Origin of the sequence: Nonomuraea sp. NPDC048882, assembly GCF_040649755.1 — a bacterium.
GTDB classification, from domain to species: Bacteria; Actinomycetota; Actinomycetes; order Streptosporangiales; family Streptosporangiaceae; genus Nonomuraea; species Nonomuraea maheshkhaliensis.
The window spans coordinates 355,766-382,561 of the sequence record NZ_JBEZGB010000002.1 but is presented as its reverse complement, the minus strand read 5'-3'; the positions used below and the strand labels follow the sequence as shown (position 1 = coordinate 382,561).

General features: G+C 70.3%; 22 protein-coding genes. 12 read left to right on the top strand and 10 right to left on the bottom strand.

What is annotated here, in order from left to right; translation table 11 throughout:
- Positions 1-48 precede the first annotated feature (48 nt).
- The 6 genes from AB0C27_RS06915 to hisC all read left to right on the top strand — a co-directional run bounded on the left by AB0C27_RS06915 (position 49) and on the right by hisC (position 7,940).
- Positions 49-1,731, top strand: a complete 1,683-nt coding sequence (locus AB0C27_RS06915) for a glycosyltransferase family 4 protein (RefSeq protein WP_357838998.1) — start codon at positions 49-51, stop codon at positions 1,729-1,731.
- A gap of 133 nt (positions 1,732-1,864) precedes the next feature.
- A complete protein-coding gene (locus AB0C27_RS06910) occupies positions 1,865-3,112 on the top strand; it encodes a nucleotide sugar dehydrogenase (RefSeq protein ID WP_357838995.1) in 1,248 nt (415 codons plus the stop codon).
- Between the two features lie 19 nt (positions 3,113-3,131).
- On the top strand, positions 3,132-4,220 hold the full coding sequence (locus AB0C27_RS06905) for a glycosyltransferase (protein ID WP_346102372.1): 1,089 nt from the start codon (positions 3,132-3,134) through the stop codon (positions 4,218-4,220).
- Between the two features lie 37 nt (positions 4,221-4,257).
- Entirely contained in the window at positions 4,258-6,063 is a 1,806-nt protein-coding gene (locus AB0C27_RS06900; RefSeq protein ID WP_357838992.1) for a DUF4434 domain-containing protein, read from the top strand.
- Between the two features lie 101 nt (positions 6,064-6,164).
- Complete coding sequence (locus tag AB0C27_RS06895; protein WP_346102338.1) at positions 6,165-6,830, top strand: NUDIX domain-containing protein; 666 nt, start codon at positions 6,165-6,167, stop codon at positions 6,828-6,830.
- A 51-nt stretch (positions 6,831-6,881) separates the two neighbouring features.
- Positions 6,882-7,940: a histidinol-phosphate transaminase gene (gene hisC, locus AB0C27_RS06890; protein ID WP_357838989.1), complete on the top strand. Its 1,059-nt coding sequence runs from the start codon at positions 6,882-6,884 to the stop codon at positions 7,938-7,940.
- Between the two features lie 84 nt (positions 7,941-8,024).
- Here hisC and AB0C27_RS06885 read toward each other — a convergent pair whose 3' ends face one another.
- From AB0C27_RS06885 to purD, 5 genes are all read right to left on the bottom strand, one after another.
- Positions 8,025-8,987 (bottom strand): EamA family transporter, encoded by a 963-nt coding sequence (locus tag AB0C27_RS06885; RefSeq protein WP_357838985.1) that lies wholly within the window; start codon positions 8,985-8,987, stop codon positions 8,025-8,027.
- Positions 8,988-9,481: 494 nt separating this feature from the next.
- Positions 9,482-10,771 carry a GTP cyclohydrolase IIa gene (locus AB0C27_RS06880; protein WP_106247572.1) on the bottom strand — a complete coding sequence of 430 codons (1,290 nt, stop codon included), beginning with the start codon at positions 10,769-10,771 and terminating at the stop codon, positions 9,482-9,484.
- 201 nt (positions 10,772-10,972) lie between these two features.
- On the bottom strand, positions 10,973-12,238 hold the full coding sequence (gene murA / locus AB0C27_RS06875; protein ID WP_346102344.1) for a UDP-N-acetylglucosamine 1-carboxyvinyltransferase: 1,266 nt from the start codon (positions 12,236-12,238) through the stop codon (positions 10,973-10,975).
- 77 nt (positions 12,239-12,315) lie between these two features.
- Positions 12,316-13,152, bottom strand: coding sequence for a phosphoribosylaminoimidazolesuccinocarboxamide synthase (locus AB0C27_RS06870; RefSeq protein WP_357838982.1), 837 nt, complete (start codon positions 13,150-13,152; stop codon positions 12,316-12,318).
- Positions 13,149-14,363 carry a phosphoribosylamine--glycine ligase gene (gene purD / locus AB0C27_RS06865; RefSeq protein WP_357838979.1) on the bottom strand — a complete coding sequence of 405 codons (1,215 nt, stop codon included), beginning with the start codon at positions 14,361-14,363 and terminating at the stop codon, positions 13,149-13,151. The genes AB0C27_RS06870 and purD overlap by 4 nt, the downstream gene beginning before the upstream one ends.
- 406 nt (positions 14,364-14,769) lie before the next feature.
- Between purD and corA the strand changes: the two genes are divergently transcribed.
- The gene (corA, locus tag AB0C27_RS06860; protein ID WP_346102349.1) at positions 14,770-15,879 is read left to right on the top strand and encodes a magnesium/cobalt transporter CorA; all 1,110 of its coding nucleotides are present in this window, start codon (positions 14,770-14,772) and stop codon (positions 15,877-15,879) included.
- Positions 15,880-15,901: 22 nt separating this feature from the next.
- Here the strand turns inward: corA and AB0C27_RS06855 are convergent, their stop codons facing one another.
- Entirely contained in the window at positions 15,902-16,807 is a 906-nt protein-coding gene (locus AB0C27_RS06855; protein ID WP_357838975.1) for a glycerophosphodiester phosphodiesterase family protein, read from the bottom strand.
- Between the two features lie 109 nt (positions 16,808-16,916).
- Here AB0C27_RS06855 and AB0C27_RS06850 point away from each other — a divergent pair, with 109 nt between their 5' ends.
- On the top strand, positions 16,917-17,567 hold the full coding sequence (locus AB0C27_RS06850) for a GNAT family N-acetyltransferase (protein WP_357838972.1): 651 nt from the start codon (positions 16,917-16,919) through the stop codon (positions 17,565-17,567).
- A 26-nt stretch (positions 17,568-17,593) separates the two neighbouring features.
- Here the strand turns inward: AB0C27_RS06850 and AB0C27_RS06845 are convergent, their stop codons facing one another.
- The 3 genes from AB0C27_RS06845 to fbaA form a co-directional block, all read right to left on the bottom strand.
- A complete protein-coding gene (locus AB0C27_RS06845; protein ID WP_357838969.1) occupies positions 17,594-18,877 on the bottom strand; it encodes an adenylosuccinate synthase in 1,284 nt (427 codons plus the stop codon).
- A gap of 99 nt (positions 18,878-18,976) precedes the next feature.
- A complete protein-coding gene (locus AB0C27_RS06840; protein WP_357838966.1) occupies positions 18,977-19,387 on the bottom strand; it encodes a DUF3151 domain-containing protein in 411 nt (136 codons plus the stop codon).
- 34 nt (positions 19,388-19,421) lie between these two features.
- Positions 19,422-20,444, bottom strand: coding sequence for a class II fructose-bisphosphate aldolase (fbaA, locus tag AB0C27_RS06835; protein WP_357838964.1), 1,023 nt, complete (start codon positions 20,442-20,444; stop codon positions 19,422-19,424).
- Between the two features lie 128 nt (positions 20,445-20,572).
- Between fbaA and AB0C27_RS06830 the strand changes: the two genes are divergently transcribed.
- Both AB0C27_RS06830 and AB0C27_RS06825 read left to right on the top strand, forming a co-directional pair.
- A complete protein-coding gene (locus tag AB0C27_RS06830; protein WP_357838961.1) occupies positions 20,573-21,286 on the top strand; it encodes a VTT domain-containing protein in 714 nt (237 codons plus the stop codon).
- A gap of 52 nt (positions 21,287-21,338) precedes the next feature.
- Positions 21,339-21,824 carry a hypothetical protein gene (locus AB0C27_RS06825; RefSeq protein ID WP_357838958.1) on the top strand — a complete coding sequence of 162 codons (486 nt, stop codon included), beginning with the start codon at positions 21,339-21,341 and terminating at the stop codon, positions 21,822-21,824.
- Between the two features lie 131 nt (positions 21,825-21,955).
- Here the strand turns inward: AB0C27_RS06825 and pyrE are convergent, their stop codons facing one another.
- Positions 21,956-22,489, bottom strand: coding sequence for an orotate phosphoribosyltransferase (gene pyrE / locus AB0C27_RS06820; RefSeq protein WP_346102362.1), 534 nt, complete (start codon positions 22,487-22,489; stop codon positions 21,956-21,958).
- A gap of 174 nt (positions 22,490-22,663) precedes the next feature.
- Here pyrE and AB0C27_RS06815 point away from each other — a divergent pair, with 174 nt between their 5' ends.
- Positions 22,664-25,192, top strand: a complete 2,529-nt coding sequence (locus AB0C27_RS06815; RefSeq protein WP_357838954.1) for a sigma-70 family RNA polymerase sigma factor — start codon at positions 22,664-22,666, stop codon at positions 25,190-25,192.
- 186 nt (positions 25,193-25,378) lie between these two features.
- Entirely contained in the window at positions 25,379-26,695 is a 1,317-nt protein-coding gene (locus tag AB0C27_RS06810) for an NYN domain-containing protein (RefSeq protein ID WP_357838951.1), read from the top strand.
- Positions 26,696-26,796 lie beyond the last annotated feature (101 nt).

Here is a 26,796-nt window from a genome sequence, read left to right as displayed (position 1 = left end):
CCTTTCATAGCGGAAGGGAAAAAACGCTGCCTATGGTACGGTCCCAGCGTGGCATCCGACGCCAGTCGTCAAGACTCCTCCCGCAGATCTGACGGGGTCTCCGCGAAGTCCGCCCGTGCCGGCGTCGGTGGACTTCTCAAGGGCTTCGTCCAGCACCCGATCATCGTCTCCCGCGTGGTCGTGACGAAGGTCAAGTCCGACCCCGTCCGCGTGGCGCAGGCCGCCGCCGACGCGCTGCCCAAGGGCCTGCGCCCCATCGTCGGCAGCGTCGCCTGGCCGGCCGCCCGCCGGGCCAGGCGCATCGTGCGCAAGTTCGGCATGCGCGTGGTCAAGGGACCGTGGAACGAGGCCAAGGAACTCTGGGACGCCGGCCGGGTCAGTGAGGCCTCCGTCGTGCTGGACGCCCACGCCAAATACCCGTTCGTCAAGCGCAGGGCCGCCTACTACCGGGGCGAGCTGGCCGCGATCAGTCCCGACCCGATCCCGCCGGGGCCCAAGGTGGCCATCCTGGAGCGGGTCAAGGGGCGCGTGCTGCACCTGGTCACCAATGCGCTGCCGTACACGCAGGCCGGCTACACGGTCAGGACCCACCGCATCGTCACCGCGCAGAAGGCCGCGGGCATCGACCCGCACGTGGTCACCAGCTGGGGCTGGCCCATGTTGCAGGGGCACGCGGACGCGACGCCGTACGACGAGATCGACGGCATCCCCTACTACCGACTGCTGCCGGGCGCTCACGGCGAGATGCCGTTCGAGATGCAGGGGCGCATGATCAAGGGCGCCGACCGGGTCACCAAGCTGGTCACCGAGCTGCGCCCGCAGGTCCTGCACGCCGCCACCGACCACCGCAACGGCTCCGTCGCCCACGCCGTGCGCGACAGGACGGGCACGCCGTACGTCTACGAGGTGCGCGGCTTCCTTGAGGAGACCTGGGCCTCGCGCGACCCGATCAGGGTCGGCAGCCAGCGGCACGTGCTCCAGCGCGAGCGCGAGGCGTTCCTCATGCGCGAGGCCGACGCCGTCGTCACGCTGGCCGAGACGATGGCCACCGAGATCGTCGAGCGCGGCGTGCCGCGCGAGCGGATCCACCTGGCGCCCAACGCCGTGGACGACGAGCTGCTGTCGGCCCACTACGACGGGGCGTCGTTCAGGAGCGCGTACGGCATCGCCGACGGCGAGATCGTGGTCGGCTCGGTGTCCAGCATCGTGGCCTACGAGGGCTTCGCGACCCTGCTGCGCGCCGCCGCGCTGCTGCGCGACCAGAACACCCCCGTGCGGGTGCTGATCGTCGGCGACGGCACCGAGCGCGACAACCTCCTCGAACTCGTCGAGGAGCTGGGCCTGCGCGACGCCATCCTGCCCGGCCGGGTCGGCCCGGACGAGGCGCTGCAGGCGCAGGACGCCATCGACATCTTCGCCTGCCCGCGTGAGGATCTGCGCGTCTGCCGACTTGTTACGCCATTGAAACCCGTCGAGGCGATGGCGCTCGGGAAGCCCGTCGTGCTCAGCGATCTGCCCGCGCTGTCCGAGCTCGTCGGCTCCGACGGAGCCGGCCTGCTGGTCCCGCCCGGTGATCCCGCCGAGCTGGCCAAGGCCATCGCCGGGCTCCGTGAGGACCCGGCGCGGCGGGCTGAGATGGGTGAGGCGGGACGTGCGGAAGTGGCGGCGAAGCGGACTTGGAGCCGCGTTGCCGAGACTTATCAAGCTCTATACCGGTCCCTTGCCGAATGATGACCTTCGCGTTGGCTGTCTCTTACGACAGGTTCGGTCGCATTAGGCGTGAGCTAGGTGGACTTGAGATAACCTTTGCGACCATGAAGTGTTGTTTCCGGCTCCCAAAGGCACAGCTGTGACAGAAATCGACTTGGCTGTCATCGGTCTGGGCTACGTCGGCATGCCTCTCGCCAAGGAGGCAGTGGCCGCCGGCCTGCGGGTCGTCGGCGTGGACGTGGACCCGGCCAAGGTCGACGCGCTCAACGCCGGGCAGTCCTACATCGATGACCTGACCGACGCCGACCTTGAGCACATGCTGGCCAGCGGGTTCAGCGCCACGCTCGACGAGGGCGTGCTGGCCAGAAGCAACACGATCGTCATCTGCGTCCCGACCCCGCTCGACGAGGACCACCGCCCGGACCTGTCCGCGGTGGAGGGTGCGACCAGGGCCGTCGGCCGCAACCTGAGCAAGGGCACGCTCGTCGTGCTCGAATCCACCACGTGGCCCGGCACCACCGACGAGGTGGCCAGGCCGCTGCTGGAGAAGTCGGGGCTCGTCGCCGGTGAGGACTTCTCGCTGGCGTTCTCGCCCGAGCGCATCGACCCGGGCAACCCCAAGTTCGGCCTGCGCAACACACCCAAGGTCGTCGGCGGCTTCACTCCGGCCTGCCGCGACCGGGCCACGGCGTTCTACGGGCAGTTCATCGAGCAGGTGGTGCCGGTCAGCGGCACTCGCGAGGCCGAGATGGCCAAGCTGCTGGAGAACACCTACCGGCACGTCAACATCGCCCTCGTCAACGAGATGGCGATCTTCTGCGACGAGCTCGGCATCGACCTGTGGGAGTCCATCGAGGCGGCGGCCACCAAGCCGTTCGGCTTCCACAAGTTCCTGCCGGGGCCGGGGGTCGGCGGGCACTGCATCCCGGTGGACCCGTCGTACCTGTCGTACACGGTGCGCAAGCTCGGCTACCCGTTCCGGTTCGTGGAGCTGGCGCAGGAGATCAACGAGCGGATGCCCTCGTACGTGGTCGCTCGCGCACAACGGTTGCTCAACAGGCATAAAAAGGCCGTCAACGGCGCCAAAGTCGTTATGCTCGGCGTCACCTACAAACCGGATATCGCCGACGAGCGTGAGACCCCGGCCCTCCCCGTAGCGCGTGCGCTGCTGGAGCTGGGCGCCGAGCTCTCGTTCGCGGACCCGTACGTCAAGGAGTGGTCGGTGGACGGCACCCCGGTGCCGCGTGAGGAGGATCTGGCCGAGGCCGTGATCAACGCGGACGTGACGCTGCTGCTTCAGCAGCACGCCGCGTTCGACCTCGACATGGTCGAGGCCAAGGCCAGGCTCGTGCTGGACACCCGCGGCGTCCTCGCCGAGGGTGAACGCGTCGAGCGGCTGTAGCGACGGAGGGTTGCGCGCAGTGCACGTGCTCGTCATGACGGTGGTGCATAACCCCGAGGACGCGAGAATTCTGCATCGGCAGATCCGTGCCCTTGTGGATGCCGGTCATGAGGTCACGTATGCGGCGTCGTTCACGGCGCACGGCGTCGTGCCCCGGCCGTGGGTCACCGGTGTGGATCTGCCCAGGGCCGCCCAGCGCAAGCGGATGGCCGCGGTGTGGGCCGCGCGGCGGCTGTTCAAGCGCATGCGCGACAAGGTCGACCTCGTCCTCATCCACGACCCCGAGCTGCTGTTCGCGGTGTGGGGTATGCGGCACAGCCCGCCCGTGGTGTGGGACGTGCACGAGGACACCCCCGCCACGCTCTCGCTCAAGCCGTGGCTGCCGGCGCCGCTGCGGCCGCCGGTGCGCTTCCTGGCGCGCATGCTGGAGGGTACCGCGGAGCGGCACATGCACCTGCTGCTGGCCGAGACGGCCTACGCGGGCAGGTTCAAGGACGCCCACCTGATCGTCCCGAACGAGACCTGGGTGCCCGACTCCGTGACGCCGCCGGGCGACGACCGTGTGGTCTACCTCGGCTGGCTGTCCAGGGCGCGCGGCGTGTTCGAGGCCATCGAGGTGGCCAAGCTGCTGCAGCCGTACCGGGTGACGGTGGAGCTGATCGGGTACGCCGACCCGCAGAGCCGCCCCGTGCTCAACCAGGCCGTCACCGAGGGCCTGCTCGAATGGCGTGACTTCATGCCCAACGACGAGGCGCTCAAGCGGCTCGACGGGGCACTGGCCGGGCTGTCGTTACTGCACGACGAGCCCAACTACCGGCACTCGATGCCCACGAAGATCGTGGAGTACATGGCGCACGGCATCCCGGTCATCACGACCCCGTCACCGCGGGCGGTCGAGCTGGTCGAGCGCTATGACAGCGGCGTCGTGGTGCCGTGGGAGGACCCCAAGGCGGTCGCGCAGGCCGTGCTGACCCTGCGCGACGACGTCAGGGAGCGGCGGGCGCAGGGCGCGCGAGGCTACGCGGCGGCCCGGGCCAACCACCACTGGCCCAACTCCGCCAAGCGGTTCGTGACACAGCTGGAGTCCTGGGCCGGGGTCAAGCCGTAACTCACGAGAACTGACGAGGGCGGGTAGGTTCCTGAACGTGCGCTGGCTCTTCCTGGTCGTGGGCGCCGCCATCCTGGCCGTGATCGCGGCCGTGATCATCGTGCTGCCGGACTCCGCGGAGAAGACGGTCCCCACGGCCGTCGCCTCGACGCCGGTCAAGACGACGGCCGCGCCGACGCCGGCGGTGAGCGAGTTCACCGACGACTGTGGAACGTTCGACACCGGCGAGAAGGCCCCCTACGCCGTCACCGGCTACTGGATCACCCCCAAGTCGAACCCCTGCACGTGGCGCAAGCAGCTGCAGGAGATCCACCGCGTCGGCGGCGACACGATCATCAGGATCGGCTACGGCCTGCAGTTCCGCACCGTCACCGACACCGGGCAGATCAAGGCCAAGGACGGCTCCGTCGACTCGCTCTACAAGGGCTGCGTCGAGAACGGCATGACCTGCTACGACGCCGCGCTGCACGACCTCCAGCAGGCCCATCCGGACAACCGGATCGGCCGCATGTACGTCTACCGCACCGACGAGTCGTTCGGCCCCGACCTGTTCCGCTGCCCCCAGATCGAGCACCCGATCGTGGCAGGCAAGCGCATCTACTACCGGCTCATCACCCAGGCCGACGGCTCCGACGACGCCACCTGCGACTTCAGCGGCAAGCCCGGCTCGTACGACATGATCCTGGTCGCCGGCTCCGAGACCGACAGCCTGACCAAGCTGCTCGACCTGGCCGACCAGTTCGGCATGCGTGTCTTCCCCGCACTGCCGCTGGCCCCGCGCGACGCGAAGTCGCAGATCAGGGCCGAGAAGCGGCACCTCGGCACGCTCACCACGCTGACCCGGCGCATCCTCCAGGACTACGGCGCGCGCTTCGGCGAGCGCGACGCGCTGGGCGGCGTCTACCAGCCGTTCGAGGTGCAGATGTCGGCCACGCTGGCCACGAACCCGACGCTTGAGGTGTACGCCGACCAGCACATGATCGTCGAGCAGGAGTTGTCCGGCAAACCCATCTTGATCAGTCCCTATCTCGACGCGCGCAAGGAGGTCGCCTTCGGGCAGACGCCCAAGCAGGTGGCCGAGGGCTTCAAGGCGCTGGTGAAGGCCGGGGTCGGCATCATCGCGCCGCAGGACAGCCGGGGCACGGGCAAGGTGGGGCTGTTCTGGCCCGACGAGCGCGACGACGAGGTGGACGAGCGGCTGCGGTCGGTCCGCGGGGTGGGCGAGGAGGCGACGTACGGCGACGCGTACCACGGGTCCACCCGCGACTACTACCGCGAGATGGCGGCGGCCCGCCAGGAGATGATCGACTCCGGCTACCACGTGCAGCTCTGGGCGAACGTGGAGGCGTTCGAGCCCTCCGGCGACCCACCCTGCGCCCCGCAGGGCACGCGCGGCAAGACCGACAAGAAACGCCTGGACCAGGCGGTCACGATGGCCGGACGGTACGTGCAGAAGATCGTCTCCTACATGTGGAGCGATTTCATGACCTGCGGCCGGCCGTCGCTGGAAGAGGAGATCGCCAAGGACTGGGGCCGGCCGATCGCGGTGGACGCGATCAGGCGCCCGCGCGACGTCCAGGACGGCGTGGAGGTGCGCGGCTACAACCTCAAGAACAGCACGATCACGCTCACCTGGTCGGGCGGCACCAAGGAGATGGCGGTCTCGGCCGTGGGCTGGCTGAACGAGGACCCGTTCGAGGAGGAACTGCCGGAGGGCATGGCGACGGCGTGGGTGCCGTTCGACTGGAGCCAGGTGCCGGGCGGGGAGTGGGTCAGGATCGGGGTCAAGGTGCCGTCGGGGCAGTCGGCCACCGAGCCCCTGCACGTACGCATCGTCACCTAGCCGGGGGCGGAGCGCTCAGGGGTGCGCGTCCGGATCGGTGGCCCAGCAGGCCGGGGCGCACGGTTCGCTGCCCGCCCACGACTGCGTGTAACGTGCCTGCCATGGTCCCGAGCATCCCGGTCAGTGTCGACCTGGTCGTGCTCACTGTGCGTAACCAGGCGTTGAGCGCCCTCGTGTGGCGCCGCGACAATCCGCCGTTCCTGCGCCGCTGGTCGCTGCCCGGCGGCTTCATCCAGCTCGACGAAGACCTGCCCGCCGCCGCCCACCGCGTGCTCGCCGAGCGGGCCGGCCTCCCCGGCGCGCCGGTGCACCTGGAGCAGCTCCAGACCTACGGTTACCCCGACCGCGACCCCCGCCAGCGCGTGCTGAGCGTCGCCTACCTGGGCCTCGCCCCCGACCTGCCGGCCTCGGAGAAGGCCCACATGAGCTGGCAGCCGGTCGGCTCGCTCACGGTCATGGCCTTCGACCACCGGCGCATCATGCTCGACGGGATCGAGCGGGCCCGGGCGAAGCTGGAGTACACCTCGCTGGGGGCGGCGTTCTGCCCGCCGGAGTTCACCGTGGCCGACCTGCGGCGGGTCTACGAGATCGTCTGGGGCCGTCCGCTCGACCCGCGCAACTTCCACCGCAAGGTCACCAAGGCGAAGGACTTCCTGCTGGAGACCGGCGACACGACGACCAGAGACGGCGGCCGGCCGGCCAAGCTCTACCGCCGCGGCCCCGCCGAGCTGCTGCATCCGCCCATGCTGCGCAGCCTCAAGGAGTGAGCGGCGGGCCCGGAGGATGCCTCATCGCCCCTTGCCTTCTAAGGTGAGGGCATGCCTCGTTTCCGCCAGATCCTGGACACCATGGCTGCCTACAAGGCGGGCAAAGCGGTCGTCGCTCCCGACGGGCGCTCCTACAAGCTGTCCTCCAACGAATCTCCCTACGATCCGCTGCCCTCCGTGGTCGAGGCCATCGCCGAGGCGGCGCGGGAGATCAACCGCTACCCCGACCCCGGCTCGGTCAAGCTGACCGAGGCCATCGCGGAGCGGTTCGGCGTGCCCTTCGACCACATCGCGCTGGGCGCGGGGTCGGTCACCGTGGCGCAGCAGCTGTTCGAGGCGGTGGGCGAGCCCGGGGCCGAGGTCGTCTACGCGTGGCGCTCGTTCGAGGCCTACCCGCTCCTCGCCGACCTGGCCGGGGTCACCTCGGTCACCGTGCCGCTGGCGGGTGAGGATCACGACCTCGACGCCATGGCCGCGGCGATCAACGAGCGCACCCGCATGGTGTTCCTGTGCAACCCCAACAACCCGACCAGCACCGCCATCCGCCGCGACGGGCTGGAGTCGTTCCTCGCCCGGGTGCCCGAGGACGTGCTGGTGGTCATCGACGAGGCGTATCACGAATACGTGCGCGACGAGGACGTGCCCGACGGGCTCACCCTCTACCGCGACCGGCCCAACGTCTGCGTGCTGCGCACGTTCTCCAAGGCGTACGGGCTGGCCGGGCTGCGCGTCGGCTACCTGATCGCGCCCGAGCCGGTGGCCACGGCGGTGCGCAAGACGATCATCCCGTTCGCGGTCAACGCCCTCGCGCAGGTCGCCGCCATCGCCTCGCTCAAGGCCGAGGACGAGCTGCTCGAACGGGTGGAGCGAGTGGTCAAGGAGCGCACGCGTGTGCGTGAGGCGCTCATCGCGCAGGGCTGGACGGTGCCGCCCACCGAGGCGAACTTCGTCTGGCTGCGCCTCGGCGAGCGCACGCTCGACTTCGCCGCGGCCTGCGCGGCCGAGGGCGTGGCGGTGCGACCGTTCCAGCCGGAGGGGGTGCGGGTGTCGATCGGCACGCCCGAGGCGAACGACGCCTTCCTCGCCGCCGCCCAGGCATTCCGGCGTTAGCCGCGAGCTGTTGGCCGTCAGGCGGCGGCGGCCGTCACGGCCGCTCGCCGCCTGGTGACGGTGCCGGTCACGGCCGCTCGCCGCTCAAGGGGAGGTCGGGCTGCTCACGGGCGCGGGCTCGGTGGTGACGGCGGGAGTCCTGGATCGTCCGCGTCGCTCGGTGGAGACCACCAGGGCGACGCCGACCAGGATCACCAGCCCGCCGACCAGGATCTGGGGCGTCACGTGCTCGTCGACCACGAGCACGCCGAGGACGACGGCCACGATCGGGTTGACGTAGGCGTACGTCGAGACGAGTGAGATCGGCGCGTTGCCGAGCAGCCAGGTGTAGGCGGTGAAGCCGACCAGCGAGCCCACCAGCACCAGGTAGGCCAGCGCCAGCCACGACCGCCCGGAGACGGCGGTCAGGTCGAGCCGCTCGCCGAGCGACAGGCCGGCCACGGCCAGCCCGAGGCCGCCGGCCAGCATCTCGATCGTGCTGGCGGTCCAGGCGTCGCGGGGCATCGGGATCCGGCCGGCCAGGAACGAGCCGACCGACCACGACACCGACGCCAGCAGGATCACCACGATCCCGCTGGTGTCGGCCGCCTCGCCGCCGCCGTTCAGCGACAGGGCCGCGACCCCGCAGAACCCGACCAGCACCCCGGCCAGGGTCAGCACGGCGGGCCGGTCTCTGAAGGCGAGCCTGAGGACTACCAGCCAGAGCGGCACCGCGGCCACGAGCAGCGCGGCCAGGCCCGAGGAGATGTGCTGCTCGGCCACGGCGACCATGCCGTTGCCGCCCGTGAGCAGCAGCACTCCGACGAGCGCGGCGCCGCCGGCCTGGCGCCAGGACATCCTGAACGCCCCCCGGCCCTTCCTGATCATCAGGAACCCGCCGAGCAGCAGCCCGGCCGTCACGAACCGCAGTGTGCCCTGGAGCATCGGCGGCAGGGTCTCGATGGAGATCCTGATGCCGAGGTAGGTCGAGCCCCACACCACGTAGACGATCGCCAGGGCGCCCCAGACAAGCAGTGGAGACCGGCTGTCAGTAGCGTTTGAACTCATGGCTCGTGACTCTACCGAGTGTCTCCGACAGAATCCCAGCGGGTATCGGACTCGGCATGCGCCGGGCCGACGGCGCGCGTTCTCCGCAAGCGCTGACGGCCTCGATGGCGGGCCTTGTGCGCGCCCGCAGAACCTGGAGCCACTGTCGCCACGGAAGCGCTCCCAGCTACCCCACAGCCCCGCGCAGCAGCCCTTCACGCGGGGGAGGTGGTCCGAAAGGCCCGAAATGCCGCCAAAGGCGGCCGTAAGGCTGCGTCGTGGCGGCAGGAAGAGGGGATTTGGTGCCCCCGTCCGAATCGCGTCGATCGGGGGCGTGGGAGAACATACCCCCCATTCACCCTCGTCAACCAATTAGTTCACAAGAGTCAACGTTCTTGTTGGCTGTCCTGACACCCTCCGTCAATGCGGTGGTCACGCGAGGGTGCGGGCCCGCCGTGCCGCGACACGGCGGGCCATACTTCCACCCCAGGTCAGCCCCAGGGTCAGCCCCAGGTTCAGCGGGGCCCCAGCTTCTCCACGATCAGCCGGTACAGCTGCCTGGGACGCCCGGGTTGCGGCGTACGGTTCGGCGGAAGCGGCCACGCGAGTCCCTCGTCAACCAACGTGCGCAGCAACCGCCGGGCCGTACGGGGCGTGACGCCGAGCATCTTGCCCGCGCCCTCGGCATCGACCACGGTGTCGCCGCCTTCGAGCTTCGCCGCCAGCCTGGCCAGTACCTCCACCCCCTTGGGCTTGAGTGCGGTGGCCCCGGTAGGGGGCATCCGGGGGGCCGGGATGAGCGCCCGCCCCTCGCGATCCACCGCGAATCCCTGTGCTTGTTTACCCGCCTGGGTCCGCGCGAGCGCGGCCCTGGCGTGCGACTCCGCGTCATGCGTCGTACGCCCCATGCCCACGCCGACCTCGACCGCCAGCCCCAGTTCGTCCCTGATCCTGGCGGCGAAGGGCAACACCCTGAATCCGTCCGTCGCAGCGGCGATCGAGCCCCTGGTGGCGGTCACCAGGTAGCTGTGATCGTCGATGGGCCAGACAGTGGCGTTGATCCGGTTCGCCTCCTGGACCAGGAGCCGGTGCAGCGACAGCCGCAGCTCGTCGCGCCAGTAGCGGGGGGCGGCGCGGCGCACGGGTTCGCGCAGCGTCGGCACCTCCACCAGCACGACCGTGAGCTGTGACTCCTCCAGCCGGTGATGCGCCCCGAGCAGCGCCGCGGTGTGCAGCGCCGTTCGGACCGCAGCCGACGTCGGCCTGATCCTGATGACCGGTACGCCCGCCGCGTGCAGGCGCTCGGCCACCGCGGGCAGGCACGTCAGCGCTCCCGTGGTGGCTCCCTGACGGGCCAGGCGTTCGTGGTAGGCCGCGATCGTGCCGGTGGCTCCCGGCTCGTCGCGGCTGTGCACGTCCGCGGCGGGGATGCCGAGGTCGGTGTACGCCTCCTCGACATCGGCCCTGCTGACCACGTCGATGCTGACCTTCTGGGGATCCATCCGGGTGTCCAGCGCGGCCTTGGCCAACGCCGCCACCAGTGCGGCTCCGCCGAGTTGCACGTACGTCGCGGGCATCGTCAGCACGCCGGATCGCCTGGCCAGGTCATAGGGGACCGGGCTGGCGAACAGACATGCGTCGACACCGGGACCGAGCCGCGTCACCTTGTCGGGCGCCTCCTGTTCGTCGCGGTACGCGGCCGCGACCAGGCGACACGGCAGCGGCGCCGCGGCGTGACCCATCAGCATGACTCGCTCGACCAGGTCGTGGGGTCCGACCACGCCGATGGTGAGGTCCGGTGTCATAGCGCCCGGGCGTGACACTCGGGGAGTTTCTTCGGCCCTCTCGACCAATGTTCGTCCCATCCTGCCGTCCGTTGCAGTGCTCTCTTTTGGAACGATCGCTCGCGGGGGCCGTAATGTCACGCCCGACTTTTCCGGAAAGCCGTTCTGGTTGACCGCCCGACATGATGTTCTGGCAGCTCAAAGCGGATTTTCTACCGTTTTTTAGCGCTCTGAAATCTCTCGTGTAATGTCCGCGCCGAGTGCGCGCATTCGCGCGGCGAGATGCGCGTGGCCGCGATCGATCAGGTATCCCGAGTCGATCTGGGTCTCCCCTTCGGCGGCCAGGCCGGCGAGAACGAGCGCGATCCCCGAACGCAGGTCGTGCGCCGTCACCTGGGTGCCGGTGAGCGGGGTGCGGCCGCGGACGACGGCCCTGCTCCCCTCGACCTCCACGTTGGCGCCCATCTTGTTCAGCTCGCCGGCCAGTGCGAAGCGACCGTCGAAGATGCGCTCATGGATGTAGCTGGTGCCGTCGGCGAGCGCCGCGACCGTCATCATCGGGGACTGCAGGTCGGTGGCGAAGCCCGGATAGGTGTCGGTGATGATGTTGATCGGCCGCAGCGGGCCGCCGCAGCGTACGTGTAGAACGGCCCCCTGGCGGTGGAACTCCACGCCCATCTGCTCCAGCTTGTAGCGCACGACGCCGAGATCGAGGCCGGTGCCCACGAGGCTGACCTCACCGCCGGTGATCGCCGCCGCCATCGCGAAGACGCCGGCGTCGAGGCGGTCGGGCATGACCGTGTGCTCGACCGCGTGCAGCTCCTCGACGCCCTCCACGGTGATGAAGCCGGTGCCGCCGCCGCTGATGCGCGCGCCCATTTTGGTGAGCATGTCGATGACGTCGAGCACCTCGGGCTCCAGCGCCGCGTTCTCGATCACGGTGGTGCCCTTGGCCAGGGCGGCGGCCATGATGAGGTTCTCGGTGCCGGTGTGGGAGGGGGTGTCGAGGTAGAGGGTGGCGCCGGTCAGGCCGGAGGCCTTGACGTGGATGACGGTCTCGCCCTCGTCCACGATCGCGCCCAGCCGCTTGTAGCCGAGATAGTGGAAGTCGAGGTTACGGCTGCCCAGGTTGCAGCCGCCGACCCCCTCCACGATCGCCTCGCCGAGGCGGTGGAGCAGGGCGGGGGTGAACAGCACGGAGCCGCGGAAGCGCCGGGCGATCTCGGCGGGCAGGACCGGGCTGTTCACCTTGGAGGCGTCGATGACCAGCGTGCGCTCGGACTCGTGCAGCTCGACGTACGCGCCGATCGCCTCGGCCAGCTCGACCGCGCGGCGGACGTCCTCGATGATCGGCACGTTGCGCAGGACGGTGCGGCCCGTCGGGGCGAGCAGAGCCGCGCCGATCATGGGAAGCACGGCGTTTTTCGCGCCCTGGATGAACGCGGTTCCACGCAGTGCGTTGCCACCGCGCACGCGGTAACGGACCATTCGTGCGGCTCCTTGATTCTGGCGGTGAGGCTCGATCGGGCCAACAGTAGTCGCTCACACCACATGACCCAGCCGAATCATCCGCTAAAGGAAGCCCCCGTGATGCGCTCATACGCTTCTAGGTATCGCTGCCTGGTCAGCTCGACGATGTGGTCGGGGAGCCGAGGTGGGGGGTTTCCTGAGTCTTTGTCCCATCCAGATTCGGGCGATAGTAGCCAATCGCGTACAAATTGCTTGTCAAACGACGTTTGGGAACGGCCGGGTTTCCATTCGTCGGCCGGCCAGAACCGCGAAGAGTCGGGCGTCAGCACCTCGTCGCCCAGTGTCAGCACGCCGTCTGCGTCCCAGCCCAGCTCGATCTTCGTGTCGGCCACGATGATGCCTCGCTCGCTGGCGATCTCCGCGCCGCGCGTGTAGACCGCCAGCGTGATCCGCCGCAGCTCCGCGGCCGTCTCCGCGCCGACCAGCGCCACGACCTGCTCGTACGAGATCGGCTCGTCGTGCTCGCCCTGGGGCGCCTTGGTGGACGGCGTGAAGATCGGCTCGGGCAGCCGCGAGCCGTCCTCCAGCCCGGGCGGCAGCGCCACCCCGGACACCGTGCCGCTCGCGCGGTATTCGTTCAGCCCGCCGCCCGCCAGATAGCCCCTGGCCACGCACTCGACCTGGACCATCTTCAGCGGCCGGCACAGCACGCTGCGGGAGTCGTCGCCGCGGCCCGCGACGTGGTTGGGCACGACGTCCTTGAGCTGGTCGAACCACCACAGCGACATCTGCGTGAGGATGGCCCCCTTGTCGGGGATGTCGGGCTCCATGACGTAGTCGAAGGCCGAGATCCGGTCGGAGGCGACCATGAGCAGCAGGCCCTCGTCGGTCTCGTAGAGGTCGCGTACCTTGCCGGAGTGCACACGCTTCATCGGGCGATGTCCGTTCTGTGGAAGGAGCCGCGCAGGCCGATCCCGGCGACCAGGTCGTAGGCCGCCCGGCGCGCGCTCTCCTGGTCGGGCCCGTGGCCGACCACGTTGAGCACCCGCCCGCCGTTGGAGACGATGTCGTCGCCCGACCGTTTCGTGCCGGCGTGGATGACGTACGCGTTCGCGGTCTCGCGCAGCCCCGTGATCACGTCGCCCTTGGCCGGCGACTCCGGGTAGCCCTCGGCCGCGATCACCACGGTCACGGCCGCGCCGTCGCGGAAGACCGGGTCGAGCCCGAGCTCACCGGTCGCGCTGGCCATCAGCAGCCCGCCCAGCGGCGTCTCCAGCCGGTCGAGCAGCACCTGCGTCTCCGGGTCGCCGAAGCGGGCGTTGAACTCGACCACCTTCGGCCCCTTCGCGGTCAGCGCCAGGCCCACGTAGAGCACCCCCTGGTACGGCAGCCCGCGCCGGGCCAGCTCGCCGATCGTCGGATGCACGACCTCCCGCATGACCTGCTCGGTCAGCCCCTCCGGCGCCCACGGCAGCGGCGTGTAGGCGCCCATGCCGCCGGTGTTGGGACCCTCGTCGCCGTCGTAGGCCCGCTTGAAGTCCTGCGCCAGTTGCAGCGGCACGGCCGTGCTCCCGTCGCACAGCGCGAACAGCGACACCTCGGGCCCGTCGAGGAACTCCTCGATCACCACCCGCTCGCAGGCCCGCGCGTGGGCGAGCGCCTTGTCGCGGTCGTCGGTGACGACCACGCCCTTGCCCGCGGCCAGCCCGTCCTCCTTGACCACGTAGGGGGCGCCGAACTCGTCGAGCGCCGCGGCGGCCTCCTCCTCGGTCTCGCACGTCCTGGCCCGCGCGGTCGGCACGTCGGCCGCCCGCATGATCTCCTTGGCGAACGCCTTCGACCCCTCGATCATGGCCGCGTCACGTGAGGGCCCGAAGCAGGCGAAGCCCGCCTCGCGCACCGCGTCGCTCACGCCCGCCACGAGCGGAGCCTCCGGCCCCACCACGACGAGGTCGACCCGCAGCCGCGCCGCCAGCTCGGCCACCTGCCCGGGGTCGAGCGGATCGACCGGATGGACGGTCGCGACCTCCTCGATGCCAGGATTGCCTGGCGCACAGTGAAGCTCGCTGACCTGGGGATCGAGCTTGAGTGAACGGCACAGGGCGTGCTCACGCCCACCGGATCCAATGACTAGAACGCGCACGCGCTCCATTGTCGCAGGCCCGCCGCCTGACGCGCCCTCCGGTCACCGAGGACGGCGCCCGCTGGACGGCACGATCAGCGTCCGCCGGACGGGTTGGGACGGCATCTGCCGGAATAGGCAAGAAACTTTGTGGAGTTCTACCTGAGCGGAAGGACTGCGGGCGGGTATCGTCATTGAGGTTCACCCGCCTGTGGTAGCTTGAGGCGGCTTCGCGGCGTCCCCATGCGATTGGAGGTGGTCCGGGATGAATCCTGGTGATCCCAGCAGTACGTGCTCGCACACGTACGACCTGAATACCCCCGACCACTCCAATTCGGCAGCCTGATCGTGCCTCCACGCAATCCGTGTTGATTGAGGTGACTTCATCGCGCGTGGAGCGTCCCTGGTCGGGCGGAAAGGGACTGCCATGCGCTCGTCCACCCTTTTCCGTCGCATCAACCGGCACCCCGTGCCCACGCGGGTTCCGCACCAGCTCGTCAAGCCCGTACGCGAGGTGTGCGTGCCGCCCGTCGACTCGATAGTCGAGTTCGGCGCCTACGTACAGGGCGAGAAGGTCGACGCCTCCGGCATCGTCGAGGCGCTCGACCTCGTCCGTGAGCACAACAAGAGCTCCGACGGCGTCAACGCGTTCGTCTGGGTCGGGCTGCACGAGCCCGCCGCCCCCGAGGTGGAGTGGCTGGCCGAGGTCTTCGGGCTGCACCCGCTGGCCGTCGAGGACGCCGTCAAGGCCCACCAGCGGCCCAAGGTCGAGCGTTACGGCGAGTCGCTGTTCATGGTGCTCAAGACCATCGCCTACCTCGACCACGACGAGCTGACCGCCAACAGCGAGATCATCGCCACCGGCGAGATCATGGTGTTCCTCGGCGTGGACTTCGTGGTCACGGTGCGGCACGGCGAGCACTGCCCGCTCACCGGCGTCCGCGAGCGCCTCGAAGACGAGCCCAAGCTGATGGACCGGGGTCCGGCCGGCGTCCTGCACGCCATCGCCGACCACGTGGTCGACCAGTACCTCCAGGTGGCCGACCTGATGCAGCTGGAGCTCGAAGAGGTCGAGGCGACCGTCTTCGCCGACGTCAGCTCCCGTGACATCAACCGGATCTACCAGCTCAAGCGCGAGATGCTGGAGATGAAGCGGGCCGTCACCCCGCTCCAGGCCCCCTTGTCGGCGCTGCCCCAGCGCCGGGTCGTCCCCTCCGCCATGCGTGAATACTTCCGCGACGTCGGCGACCACCTGTCGCGCGTGTGCGAGCAGGTCGAGGCGTCGAACGAGCTGTGCAGCTCGATCCTCCAGGCCGCGCTGGCCCGCTCCAACGCGCTGGCCAACGAGGACATGCGCAAGATCTCCTCCTGGGTGGCCATCCTGGCCGTGCCCACGATGATCGCCGGAATTTATGGCATGAACTTCGACTTCATGCCGGAGACCAAGCAGGTCTGGGGCTATCCGGCCGTGCTCGCGGTCATGATCACGGCCTGCGTCCTGCTGCACCGCGGCTTCCGCCGCAACGGCTGGCTCTGACAGGCGGAACCCGCCGGTCGGCTCAGACGCTCACAGGCCGGAGCGGGGCGACCGGCAGGGGCAGCGGAAGCCCCCGCTCCCGCCACAGCTCCCGCATCCGGTCGGGATAGTCGGTGACGATCCCGGCCGCTCCCAGGTCCAGCATCCTGGCCGCCAGCTCGGGCTCGTTGACCGTCCAGACCGCCACGTCGAGCCCGGCCGCCTCGGCCTGCGCCATCAGGCTCTCGTCCACCATGATGTGCTCGGGCGAGAGCGTGGTGGCCCCGGCCGCACGCGCGGCGGCGGGCACGTCGTCGCCCACGCCGTCGTTCCAGTGCAGGGTGTCCAGCTCGATCAGCGCGAAGCGCCGCGTGCCCGGCGCCAGCTCGGCGGCGTGCGTGATGATCCGCCAGTCGAAGCTGAGGATGGCAACGTTGTCGAGCCGGCCGTGCCGGTCGAGCTCCTCGACGACCAGCGCGGTGAACAGCTCGGGGTCGGGGGTGACCTCAGGCCGCGTCGGGTCGGACTTGAGCTCGACGTGCAGCCGTACGCTCTCCGCCTCGTAGGCGTTGACCAGCCCCAGCACCGCGCCGAGCGTCGGCATGCGGGTCTCGGGCATGGGGACCTGCGTCAGCGCGAACGGGTCGTCGGGGTGGCGCGGCAGCCGTACGCCGACGTCGAGCATGCGCAGCTGGGCCAGGGTGAGTGCGTTGATGGGCTTGCCGACGTACGGGTAGAGAGGGTCGCCGGCGTAGACCGGACGCCGGTCGGCACTGGTCACGGCCGACACCGTGAGGTCGTGCGTGAGCACGAGGCGCCGATCGGCGGTGAGCGCGACGTCGAGCTCGAGCGCATGCACGCCCAGCTCCATCGTCCGGCTCATCCCCGGCAGGGTGTTCTCCGGCCAGAGGCCGCGAGCCCCCCGGTGGCCATGTATCTCAACGTGCACAACCGGGACCCTACCTGGCGCGGGGCACGACCAGGCGCCGCCACGCCGTGTCCTTTTTATCCTGCTACGCCCGGTCGGATGAATCTGGGCAGACAATAGGCTGTTCTCCATGACGGAGGTTCTCAAACAAGCCCATTCCCCCGTAGTTCGGGCATGGGTTGAAGGATGGGTCATCTCCCGCAGCGTCCCCCGGCCCGTACGCGAGCCGTGGGGTCTGCGCGTGGACGTCGGCCTGCCCGGTCATGTGGCCCGCCACGTCCTGGCCACCCCGACGCCCGAGATCCTCCGCCACCTGACCCGCACCCTCACCGTCCCCGGCACCTGGCTCAAGCTGTGCGCCCCGGTCGAGTCCGTCGCCCCGCACCTGCCGCCCGGCTGGGCCGTGCAGGAGCCCGAGTACATGATGACCACCCCGCTCGTCCGTGACGCCCCCGCCGCTCCCCCCGGCTACACCCTGGCCGTCACCACCCGATCGGGCGTCACCGCCGCCCGCCTGCTCACGGCGGCGGGCGAGGTCGCGGCGCGGGGCCAGTTCGCGGTGGCGGGCACGACGGCGGTCGTGGACCGGGTGGAGACGGCGGCCGGCCACCGCCGCCGCGGCCTCGGCACGATCGTCATGAAGACGATCGCGGCCACGGCGGCCCTGCGAGGCGCCCGCACCGGCGTCCTGGTCGCCACCGCCCAGGGCCAGGCCCTGTACGAAACCCTCGGCTGGCGCCTGCACACCCCGGTGACCGCCGCCGTCCTGACCTCCGCCTGAACGACGCGCGGTCCCTCGGAGGGAGCTCAGACCAGGGGGCGGACCACGACGGTCTGGTCGCGGCCGGGGCCGACGCCGATGGCGGAGATCGGGGCGCCGCTCATCTCCTCCAGCGTCCGCACGTACGCCTGCGCGTTCGGCGGCAGGTCGTCGAACGCCTTGGCGCTGGTGATGTCCTCCTGCCAGCCGGGGAACTCCTCGTAGATCGGCTTGGCGTGGTGGAAGTCGGTCTGCGTCATCGGGATCTCGTCGTGCCGGACCCCGTCCACCTCGTAGGCCACGCACACCGGAATCCGCTCCAGGCCCGACAGCACGTCGAGCTTGGTCAGGAAGTAGTCGGTGACGCCGTTGATGCGGGTCGCGTACCGGGCGATCACCGCGTCGAACCAGCCGCAGCGGCGGTTGCGGCCGGTCGTGACGCCGTACTCGCCGCCGGTCTGGCGCAGCCAGTCGCCCATCTCGTCGGTCAGTTCGGTCGGGAACGGGCCGGAGCCGACGCGGGTGGTGTACGCCTTCAGGATGCCGATGATCTTCGTCAGCCGGTTCGGCGGGATGCCGGCGCCCGCGCACGCGCCGCCCGAGGTGGGCGAGGACGACGTGACGAACGGGTACGTGCCGTGGTCGATGTCGAGCAGCGTGCCCTGCCCGCCCTCCAGCAGCACGAACTTCCCGTCGTCCAGCGCCTTGGACAGCACCAGCGAGGTGTCGGCGATGTGCGGCTTGAGCCGCTCGGCGTAGGCGAGGTATTCGTCGAGGACGGCGGCCGGCTCGATGCCGCGCCGGTTGTAGACCTTGGTCAGCACCTGGTTCTTCTCGGTCAGGGCGACCTCGATCTTCTTGGCCAGGATGCCCGGGTCGAGCAGGTCCTGCACGCGCACGCCCATGCGGGCGATCTTGTCACCGTACGCGGGACCGATGCCGCGCCCGGTGGTGCCGATCTTGGCCTTGCCGAGGTAGCGCTCGGTGACCTTGTCGAGGGCCTTGTGGTGCGGCATGATCAGGTGCGCGTTCGACGAGATCAGCAGCCGCTCGGCGGAGATGCCCCGCTCGGCCAGCCCGTCGATCTCGCCCAGCAGCACGCCCGGGTCGATCACCACCCCGTTGCCGATGACGGGGACCACCTCCGGCGACAGGATCCCGGTGGGCAGCAGGTGCAGCGCGTACTTCTGGTCACCGATGACCACGGTGTGTCCCGCGTTGTTGCCACCCTGATAGCGGACGACGTAGTCGACGTCGCCACCGAGCAGGTCGGTGGCCTTGCCCTTGCCCTCATCGCCCCACTGGGCACCAACGAGAACGGCAGCCGGCATGGTTCAGTCTCCCGAGCACAAAACGAAAACCCCTGACGCAAGCGCGGCAGGGGCTCTTGCGTAGAGAGACTACCCGAACGTGTCTATTCGTCCCAAGAGCTATCCCTTGGTCAGCGCGTCGTACCCCGTTTCCGTGCTGTCCTTGAGGAACTGCAGACACCGTTCGGCCTCGTCCTTCTCACCGATCGCCTGCGCGGCACGGGACAACGCGTACAGGCAGCGCAGGAAGCCCCTGTTGGGCTCGTGCTCCCACGGGATGGGCCCATGACCCTTCCAGCCGCTGCGGCGCAGCGCGTCGAGCCCGCGGTGGTAGCCCGTACGGGCGAAGGCATAGGAGGTGACGGCGTGTCCCTGCGCGAAGTATTCCTCCGCGAGCGCGGCCCACGCCGCCGGGTAGGCGGGGAAGCGGGCGGCCACGTCGGAGGCTTTGGCCCCGGCCTCCAGCGCCTCCCTGGCCTCGGGCAGGTCCGGCAGGTGAGTCGGGGGCGGCCCGGCGAGAAGGTTATCCATAGGACAAGTCATACCCGCCGAGCCGCTGAACTGGCTAGGAGATCTTCGTCCCAGTGCTCTTCAGGCTCTGGCACGCCTCCACGACGCGGGCGGCCATCCCGGCCTCCGCGGACTTGCCGTACGCGCGCGGGTCGTAGGCCTTCTTGTTGCCGACGTCACCGTCGACCTTGAGCACGCCGTCGTAGTTCTTGAACATGTGGTCCGCGATCGGGCGGGTGAAGGCGTACTGGGTGTCGGTGTCGACGTTCATCTTGACCACACCGTAGGAGATGGCCTCCTGGATCTCCTCCAGCAGCGAGCCGGAGCCGCCGTGGAAGACCAGGTCGAACGGCTTCTCCTTGCCGTACTTGGCGCCCACCGCCTCCTGGATCTCCTTGAGCACGCTCGGCCGCAGCTTGACGTGACCGGGCTTGTAGACGCCGTGCACGTTGCCGAACGTGGCCGCCAGCATGTAGCGGCCCTTCTCGCCGATGCCGACGGCCTCCGCGGTGGCCAGCGCGTCCTCGGCCGTGGTGTAGAGCTTCTCGTTGATCTCGCCGACGACGCCGTCCTCCTCGCCGCCGACGACGCCGATCTCCATCTCCATGATGATCCGCGCCCTGGCGCACTTGTCGATGAGCTCCTTGGCGATCTCCAGGTTCTCGTCCAGGGGTACGGCGGAGCCGTCCCACATGTGCGACTGGAACAGCGGGTCGAGGCCCTTGGCCACCCGCTCCAGCGAGATGTCGATCAACGGCCGCATGAAGCCGTCGAGCTTGTTCTTCGGGCAGTGGTCGGTGTGCAGGGCGACCGTCACGGGGTATTTGGCGGCCACGACCCGCGCGTACTCGGCCAGTGCCGTCGCGCCCGTGACCATGTCCTTGACCGTCGCGCCCGAGAGGAATTCGGCGCCGCCCGTCGAGACCTGCACGATGCCGTCGCTCTCGGCCTCGGCGAAGCCGCGCAGAGCGGCGTTCAGGGTCTGCGAGGAGGTCACGTTGATCGCCGGGTAGGCGAATCCGCCGGCCTTGGCCCGGTCGAGCATCTCAGCGTAGACCTCTGGAGTCGCAATAGGCATGATTCATCTCCCTGAGAAGTTACGGCTTCGCGCCAGGGCCCAGTATCCCGGCTCACTACCCGCTGTGGTAGTGACAACGCCTCTCGGATGGTCATGTCGCGCATGCCCGCTCCTAGTAGGCTCTCGGCGTGGACTGGCTTCTGAATCTCCTCGACCCGACTTGGTGGCTCACCATTCTCGGTGCATTCGCCACCATCGGCGTTCTCGCCATCATCTTCGCCGAAACGGGTTTGCTGCTCGGGTTCTTCCTGCCCGGCGACTCGCTGCTCGTGGCCGCGGGGATTTTCAGCTCGGCCTCGGTGGCGGCGGGAATGGGCATCGCCCCGCTCTCCCTGCCCGTGCTGCTGATCGGCACACCGCTGTGCGCCATCGCCGGCGCCCAGCTCGGGCATTTCCTGGGCGCCCGCTTCGGCCGCCGGCTCTTCGACAAACCCGAATCGCGGTTGTTCAAGAAGGAGCACGTGCTGCGGGCGGAGGAGTTCTTCGAGAAGTTCGGGCCAGCCAAGGCCGTGATCCTGGCCAGGTTCGTGCCGATCGTGCGCACGTTCATGAATCCCGTCGCGGGCGTGCTGGAGATGAGCCCCAAGCGATTCTTCGTCTGGAACGTCGTCGGCGGCATCGTCTGGGTCGAGGGCCTCATCCTGGTCGGCCATTTCCTCGGCGGCCAGGTCGATCCCAAGCAGATCGACAAGTACATCCTGCCGGGCGTCTTCGTCATCGTGTTCATCTCGCTGATCCCCATCTTCGTGGAGGCGATCAAGCACCGCAGGGCGGCCAAGTCGCTCCCCGTGCCCAACGGCAAGCACCACCGCGTGGGCCAGGCCGGCGACAACCAGCTCTGAGACGGGGCTGACGGCGCTGGGGCGGAGGATCATCAGCGGGTACGCTGCCCATGTGGGACGCCACAGCTCAGAACCGATGGGCATCGCCCGATTAGCGCTCCTCCTCGTGGCGGCGGGGGTCGTGGTGACACTGCTGGTCATCGGCGGTGTCGCGCTGGTCGCCTCGGACGTCACGGCACCGCCCGAGCGTGAGCCCGCCTCAGCCCCGGCCACGGACACCACCCCCGGGGCCGCGGAACCGGCTGCCACCGCGCAGGCGCCGACCGTCCGGATCGAATGCCTCGCGGAGACCTGCCCCCTCGTCACCGTCCGCGTGCCCGGCGGCGACGTGCTGCAGTACCGGGAGATGAGCAGGGGCGAGGAGGTCAGTTACTTCGAGCCGGAGCTCGACGTGGTGCTCAGCGATGCCGGCACGGTCCGCGTCACGGAGAACGGCGAACTACGCGAACCGGGCAAGCCGGGCGCCCGCGAAGCCTTCACCGTCCGGGGCCCGGAGAAGTCCGCCACCCCGGCAGAGTCCGACTCCGACGACGGCTGAGCATCGTTTGATCGCCGGCTGATCGCGGTCCTGGCCGGTCGGTCGGCCGGAGCCCGAGCCAGGCCGGGGCCTGAGGCAGGCCGGAGCCCGAGCCAGGCCGGAGCCCGAGCCAGGCCGGAGTCCGCGGGCGGTCAGAGGCCGAGGTCGGTGAGGGTGTAGGCGGTGCGGTAGTCGAGTCCCTCGGCGGTGACGCGCTCCCTGGCCCCCCGGTCGACGATGGTCGCTACGGCCACCACCTCGGCGCCCGCCTCGCGCAGCGCCTCCACGGCCGTCAGCGGTGACGAGCCCGTCGTCGAGGTGTCCTCGACGGCCAGCACCCGCCGCCCCTTGACCTCCGGCCCCTCGATGCGCCGCTGCATGCCGTGCGCCTTCTGCGCCTTGCGCACCACGAACGCGTCGAGCGAACGCCCCCGCGCCGCCGCCGCGTGCAGCATCGCGACGGCCACCGGGTCGGCCCCCATGGTGAGCCCGCCCACCGCCTCGTAGTCGAGGTCGGCCGTCAGGTCGAGCATCACGTTGCCGACGAGCGGCGCGGCCACCCCGTCGAGCGTGATCCGCCGCAGGTCGAGGTAGAAGTCGGCCTCCTTGCCCGAGGACAGGGTGACCTTGCCGTGCACGATGGCCTTGCGCTTGATCTCGGCCAGGAGGTTGTCGCGATCCGTCATGGGTCCAAGCTTATGGTCCTGATCAGCGCGAGAGCCCGCCGCCCATGCCTCCGCCCATGCCTCCGGCCAGGACGTCCCCGTCCGCTCCGCGAGTAAAGCCGCCGACGCGGTTTAGCCACGACAGGGAATGCGGAATGATTGCGCGGGGCAACCCCGTGTAATCGTGAGGTCACTATGGGTGTCGAAACGCCGCAGAGCGATGCGGAGCTGCTACAGGCGGTGAGGGCGGGTAACGCCGCCGCGTACGGGGAGCTCTACGAGCGCCACGTCGCCGCCGCCCGCGCGCTGGCCCGGCAGCTCGTCAGGGGCGCCGAGGTGGAGGACGTGGTCGCGGAGTCGTTCACGAAGATCCTCGACCTGGTGGGCAGGGGCAGTGGTCCCGACTCCGGTTTCCGCACCTACCTGCTCACCGTCGTCCGGCGCACGGTCTACGACCGGTCCAGGGTCGAGAGCCGCCAGGTGACCACGGGAGAGATCGAGCTGTACGACCCGGGGGTGCCCTTCGTCGACCCGGCGCTCGTCGGCCTGGAGAAGTCGCTGATCGCCAGGGCCTTCCTGTCGCTGCCCGAGCGCTGGCGGGCGGTGTTGTGGCACACCGAGGTCGAGCGGCTCAAGCCGGCCGGGGTGGCGCCGCTGCTGGGGCTGTCGGCCAACGGCGTGGCGGCGCTGGCGTACCGGGCCAGGGAGGGGTTGCGGCAGGCGTACCTGCAACTGCACCTGGGGACGCTGCCTGAGCACGAGTGCCGGCCGATGCTGGCCAAGATGGGCGCCTACGTGCGCGGAGGGCTGGCCAGGCGCGACTCCAAGGCGATCGACGAGCACGTGGACGGCTGCGAGGAGTGCCACGGCGTGCTGCTTGAGCTGACCGACGTCAACCGCGGGCTGCGCGTCATGGTCGGGCCGCTCATCGCCGGGCCGCTGTTCGGCGGCTACGCGGCGGCGCTGGCCAGGATGTCCGTCGCCGGCGGCGGCGCGGGCGGCGTGCTGCGCGCCTTCGGCCGGCTGCGACGGGCGCCGAAGGGGCGGCAGGCGGCGGTGGCCGGCGCCACGATGAGCGTGGCGGCCGCGGTGGCTGCGGCCGCCGTGCTGCTGCCGGTCTCCAGTGAGCGGCCGGCCGTGCGGCCGTCCGAGGCGCCACGGGTCGCGCAGCCTCCCGCGAAGGACGACCCGGCACGGGTACGCGTGCGGGTGCCGCCGCCGAGCGAGCGGCCGGCCCAGGTGCCGCCCCCGGTCAGGAAGGACCGGCCGGGCCGGGCCCGGCTGCGGGCCACGATCGACGCGCTCGGCTCCCTCGTACGTGCCCAGCCCGGCATCGTCGCCCTGCGCCTGCGCAACTACGGCGACGCCCCCAGCGAAGAACTGGCCGCCCAGGTGGACCTCCCACCCGGCGTCACCCTCGTCCCGACCGCACGCCACGCCCACAGGGCGGCGCACCCGGGCTCCTCGGGTGCGACGGGTTCTACCGGCTCTACCGGCTCTGCGGGCGCTGGGGGCGCTGGGGGCGCTGCGGGCACAGAGGGCTCTGCGAAGGCTACGAGCGCTGCGAACACAGGGGGTTCCGCGGGCACAGGGGGTTTCGCGGGCGTTGTGCGTTCCGCGGGTCCAGGGGGCACGGTGGGGACGGTGGACGGCTGGGCCTGCCGCCCGGCCGAAGGCGGCGCGCGGTGCGTCAGGAAGGCGCTGGCCGCCGGGCAGGGCACGACCGTGTTCCTCCGGGTGCTGGTGGCCGACGAGGCGCCGCAGGGCCCGGGGCCCGCCGTCAGGATCGCGGCGGGCCCACTGCGGCTGCTGGCCAAGGCCGAGACGGGCGTACGCGGGTCGGGCGCGCCCGCCAGGTTCGCCACCGACGGGAAGGTGACCGTGCGGGCGATCGGCAACGCGCTGCTGAGCTGCCCGCAGGAGCGCGCGGGCTGCCTGGAGGCCAGGCGCCGCGAGGGAGCCCAGCGCGACAACGACCTGTGGCCGATGACCGCGCTCGACCAGGACGACCGGTCCGACACCGCTTCCTCCAGCGGCGCCGAGCTGTCCGTGCCGAAGGGCGGCGAGGTCGTGTGGGCGGGGCTCTACTGGTCGGCGACGGGCGAGCGGGCCGGGCCGATCAAGCTCAGGCCGCCGGGCCGCAAGAAGTACCTGACCGTGCGGCCCGGCCAGGTGACGGTGCGCGAGCTGCCGCTGGGCCCCGTCTACCAGGCGTTCGCCGACGTGAGCGAGCTGGTCGGCGACGTACGCGCGAACGGCACCTGGTGGGCGGCCGACGCCCCCATGAAGGAAGGGGTGTCACGCCATGCCGGATGGAGCCTGGTGCTGATCGTCACGGATCCGGCGGAGCCGTACAGCCAGGCCGTGGTGCTGGACACGGCGGCGGTGATCGGCGGGGGCGCGCGGCGGGCGCGGATCCCGCTCGGCGGGCTGAGCCCGGCGGCCGCGCCCGCGCGGGTCGAACTGGTCACGTGGGAGGGCGACGCCGACCTCAAGGGCGACAAGGTCTCGCTCGGGTCCGGCGCGCTGACCCCCGCCGGCGGCGAGCGCGCCCTGGCGAACGTCTTCGACGGCTCGTCGAGCGGCGCGGGGGAGCTGACGTTCGGCATGGACGTCGACACGGTCGGCGCCGAACTCGGGGTGGATCCCGCGCTGACGATCCTCACGGACAAGGACGTGGTGCTGTTCGGAGTCGCCGCGCTGAGCGTGCGAGCGCGCTCGTGACCACGAACAGGACAAACTGGTACGGTTCGCCTGATTGCTCTGGCGCACCTATGCGCGAGTGCCGAATCGTCGGGATTAACCCTCGCGCGATCACCTGCTTTCATTACCCTGAGAGAGGGCCGCCGAGTCCGGTCTCTGACGGTGCAGAGCCAGCAAGGTCGGACCACCATGAAAGGGGCGGTGTCAGTGGATCGCTGTGCGCTGTTCGTGGACGCTGGCTATCTGCTGGCTGACGGGGCGATGGCCGTGCACGGCACGCGTCATCGCGAAGCGGTCTCCTGGGACTATCCAGGGCTGCTGGCGCTTATGACCAACCTGGCGCGCGAGCGCACCGGGCTGCCGCTGCTTCGGTGTTACTGGTACGAGGCGACAGTCGAGGGCCGGCGCACTCCCGAGCACGACGCGCTGGCCGACATACCGGGCCTCAAGCTCAGGCTGTCCCGCATCCGGCCGGGCCGGCGCGAGGGCGTCGACGCCCAGGTGCACCGCGACCTCATGACGCTCGCGCGCAACAACGCCATCTGCGACGCGGTGGTGGTCAGCGGCGACGAGGACCTCGCGCAGGTCGTCTGCGACGCCCAGGACCTCGGCATCAGGGTGAGCGTCATCCACATCGCCGCCGACGGCGGCTGGGCCGTCTCGCGCTCGCTCCGGCAGGAGTGCGACGACCTGGTCGAGCTCGGAGCGGTCCACCTGCGCCCCTACGTCAGCACGCTGACCGGCATCACCGAGTCGTCCAACGGCCACCACCAGCCCGCCGGCAACGGCCACGCCTCCCACTCGCTGCCGCCCGCGCCGCAGCAGTCGTCGCTGCCGCCCTCCTCGCTGCCGTCCGCCACGGGCTCCACCATGGGCTCCACCATGGGCTCCACCACGGGCGGTCACAGCGGCGGCCACACGACGAGTCACACGGGCGGTCATTCGGGCAGCCACGCCGCCGGCTCCTCCTCGCACAACGGCCAGCCCTCGTCCAACGGGCACTCCTCAGGACGTGCGCAGACGCCGCCCGCGCTGCCCACGTACACGTCCTACCAGCAGGAGCAGCCCACTTACCAGCAGGAGCAGCCGACCTACCAGCAGGAGCCGCCGCCCGCCGCCCCGGCCACCGGGCCGATCCAGGCGCAGTCGCAGCAGTCGAGCCCCACCACCGGCCAGTTCTCCTCGCCGTCGAGCGGTGCCTACCAGCCCGCGCAGCTCGGCCCCTACACCGGGCCGCAGCCGGCCCCCGTCGCGCAGCCGGCGGCCACTGCGGGCGCCACCACGCTGTCCGACGCCGTCAAGGCCGCCCACCGTGAGGGCCACGACTTCGGCGACTCCGTCGCCCGCGACGCGCCCGCGCTGTGGCTGGAGGCCGTCCTGGCGCGCAAGCCGCGCATGCCGTCCGACCTTGAGGCGCGGCTGCTGCAGGGATCGTCGTTGCCGATCGACTTCCTGCTGCACGACGAAGTACGCCACGCCCTGCGACGCGGCTTCTGGGACGCTTTGGAACGCGCCCGTCAGTAACCCCTCACAGGTCGCCGGGACCGGCCTCGCCCGTCGCCGAGGCCCGCGCGACCGCCTGACCCCACACACCGAAACGCCCCCGGGCGGTGGATGTCCCGGGG

Coding starts and splice junctions, on each gene's coding strand:
- AB0C27_RS06885 (WP_357838985.1), bottom strand. CDS start 8,987: ATGAGTTCAAACGCTACTGACAGCCGGTCTCCACTGCTTGTCTGGGGC.
- AB0C27_RS06850 (WP_357838972.1), top strand. CDS start 16,917: ATGACGGAGGTTCTCAAACAAGCCCATTCCCCCGTAGTTCGGGCATGG.
- hisC (WP_357838989.1), top strand. CDS start 6,882: ATGCCTCGTTTCCGCCAGATCCTGGACACCATGGCTGCCTACAAGGCG.
- corA (WP_346102349.1), top strand. CDS start 14,770: ATGCGCTCGTCCACCCTTTTCCGTCGCATCAACCGGCACCCCGTGCCC.
- AB0C27_RS06895 (WP_346102338.1), top strand. CDS start 6,165: ATGGTCCCGAGCATCCCGGTCAGTGTCGACCTGGTCGTGCTCACTGTG.
- pyrE (WP_346102362.1), bottom strand. CDS start 22,489: ATGACGGATCGCGACAACCTCCTGGCCGAGATCAAGCGCAAGGCCATC.
- AB0C27_RS06880 (WP_106247572.1), bottom strand. CDS start 10,771: ATGACACCGGACCTCACCATCGGCGTGGTCGGACCCCACGACCTGGTC.
- AB0C27_RS06840 (WP_357838966.1), bottom strand. CDS start 19,387: ATGGATAACCTTCTCGCCGGGCCGCCCCCGACTCACCTGCCGGACCTG.
- AB0C27_RS06870 (WP_357838982.1), bottom strand. CDS start 13,152: ATGAAGCGTGTGCACTCCGGCAAGGTACGCGACCTCTACGAGACCGAC.
- AB0C27_RS06845 (WP_357838969.1), bottom strand. CDS start 18,877: ATGCCGGCTGCCGTTCTCGTTGGTGCCCAGTGGGGCGATGAGGGCAAG.
- fbaA (WP_357838964.1), bottom strand. CDS start 20,444: ATGCCTATTGCGACTCCAGAGGTCTACGCTGAGATGCTCGACCGGGCC.
- AB0C27_RS06815 (WP_357838954.1), top strand. CDS start 22,664: ATGGGTGTCGAAACGCCGCAGAGCGATGCGGAGCTGCTACAGGCGGTG.
- murA (WP_346102344.1), bottom strand. CDS start 12,238: ATGGTCCGTTACCGCGTGCGCGGTGGCAACGCACTGCGTGGAACCGCG.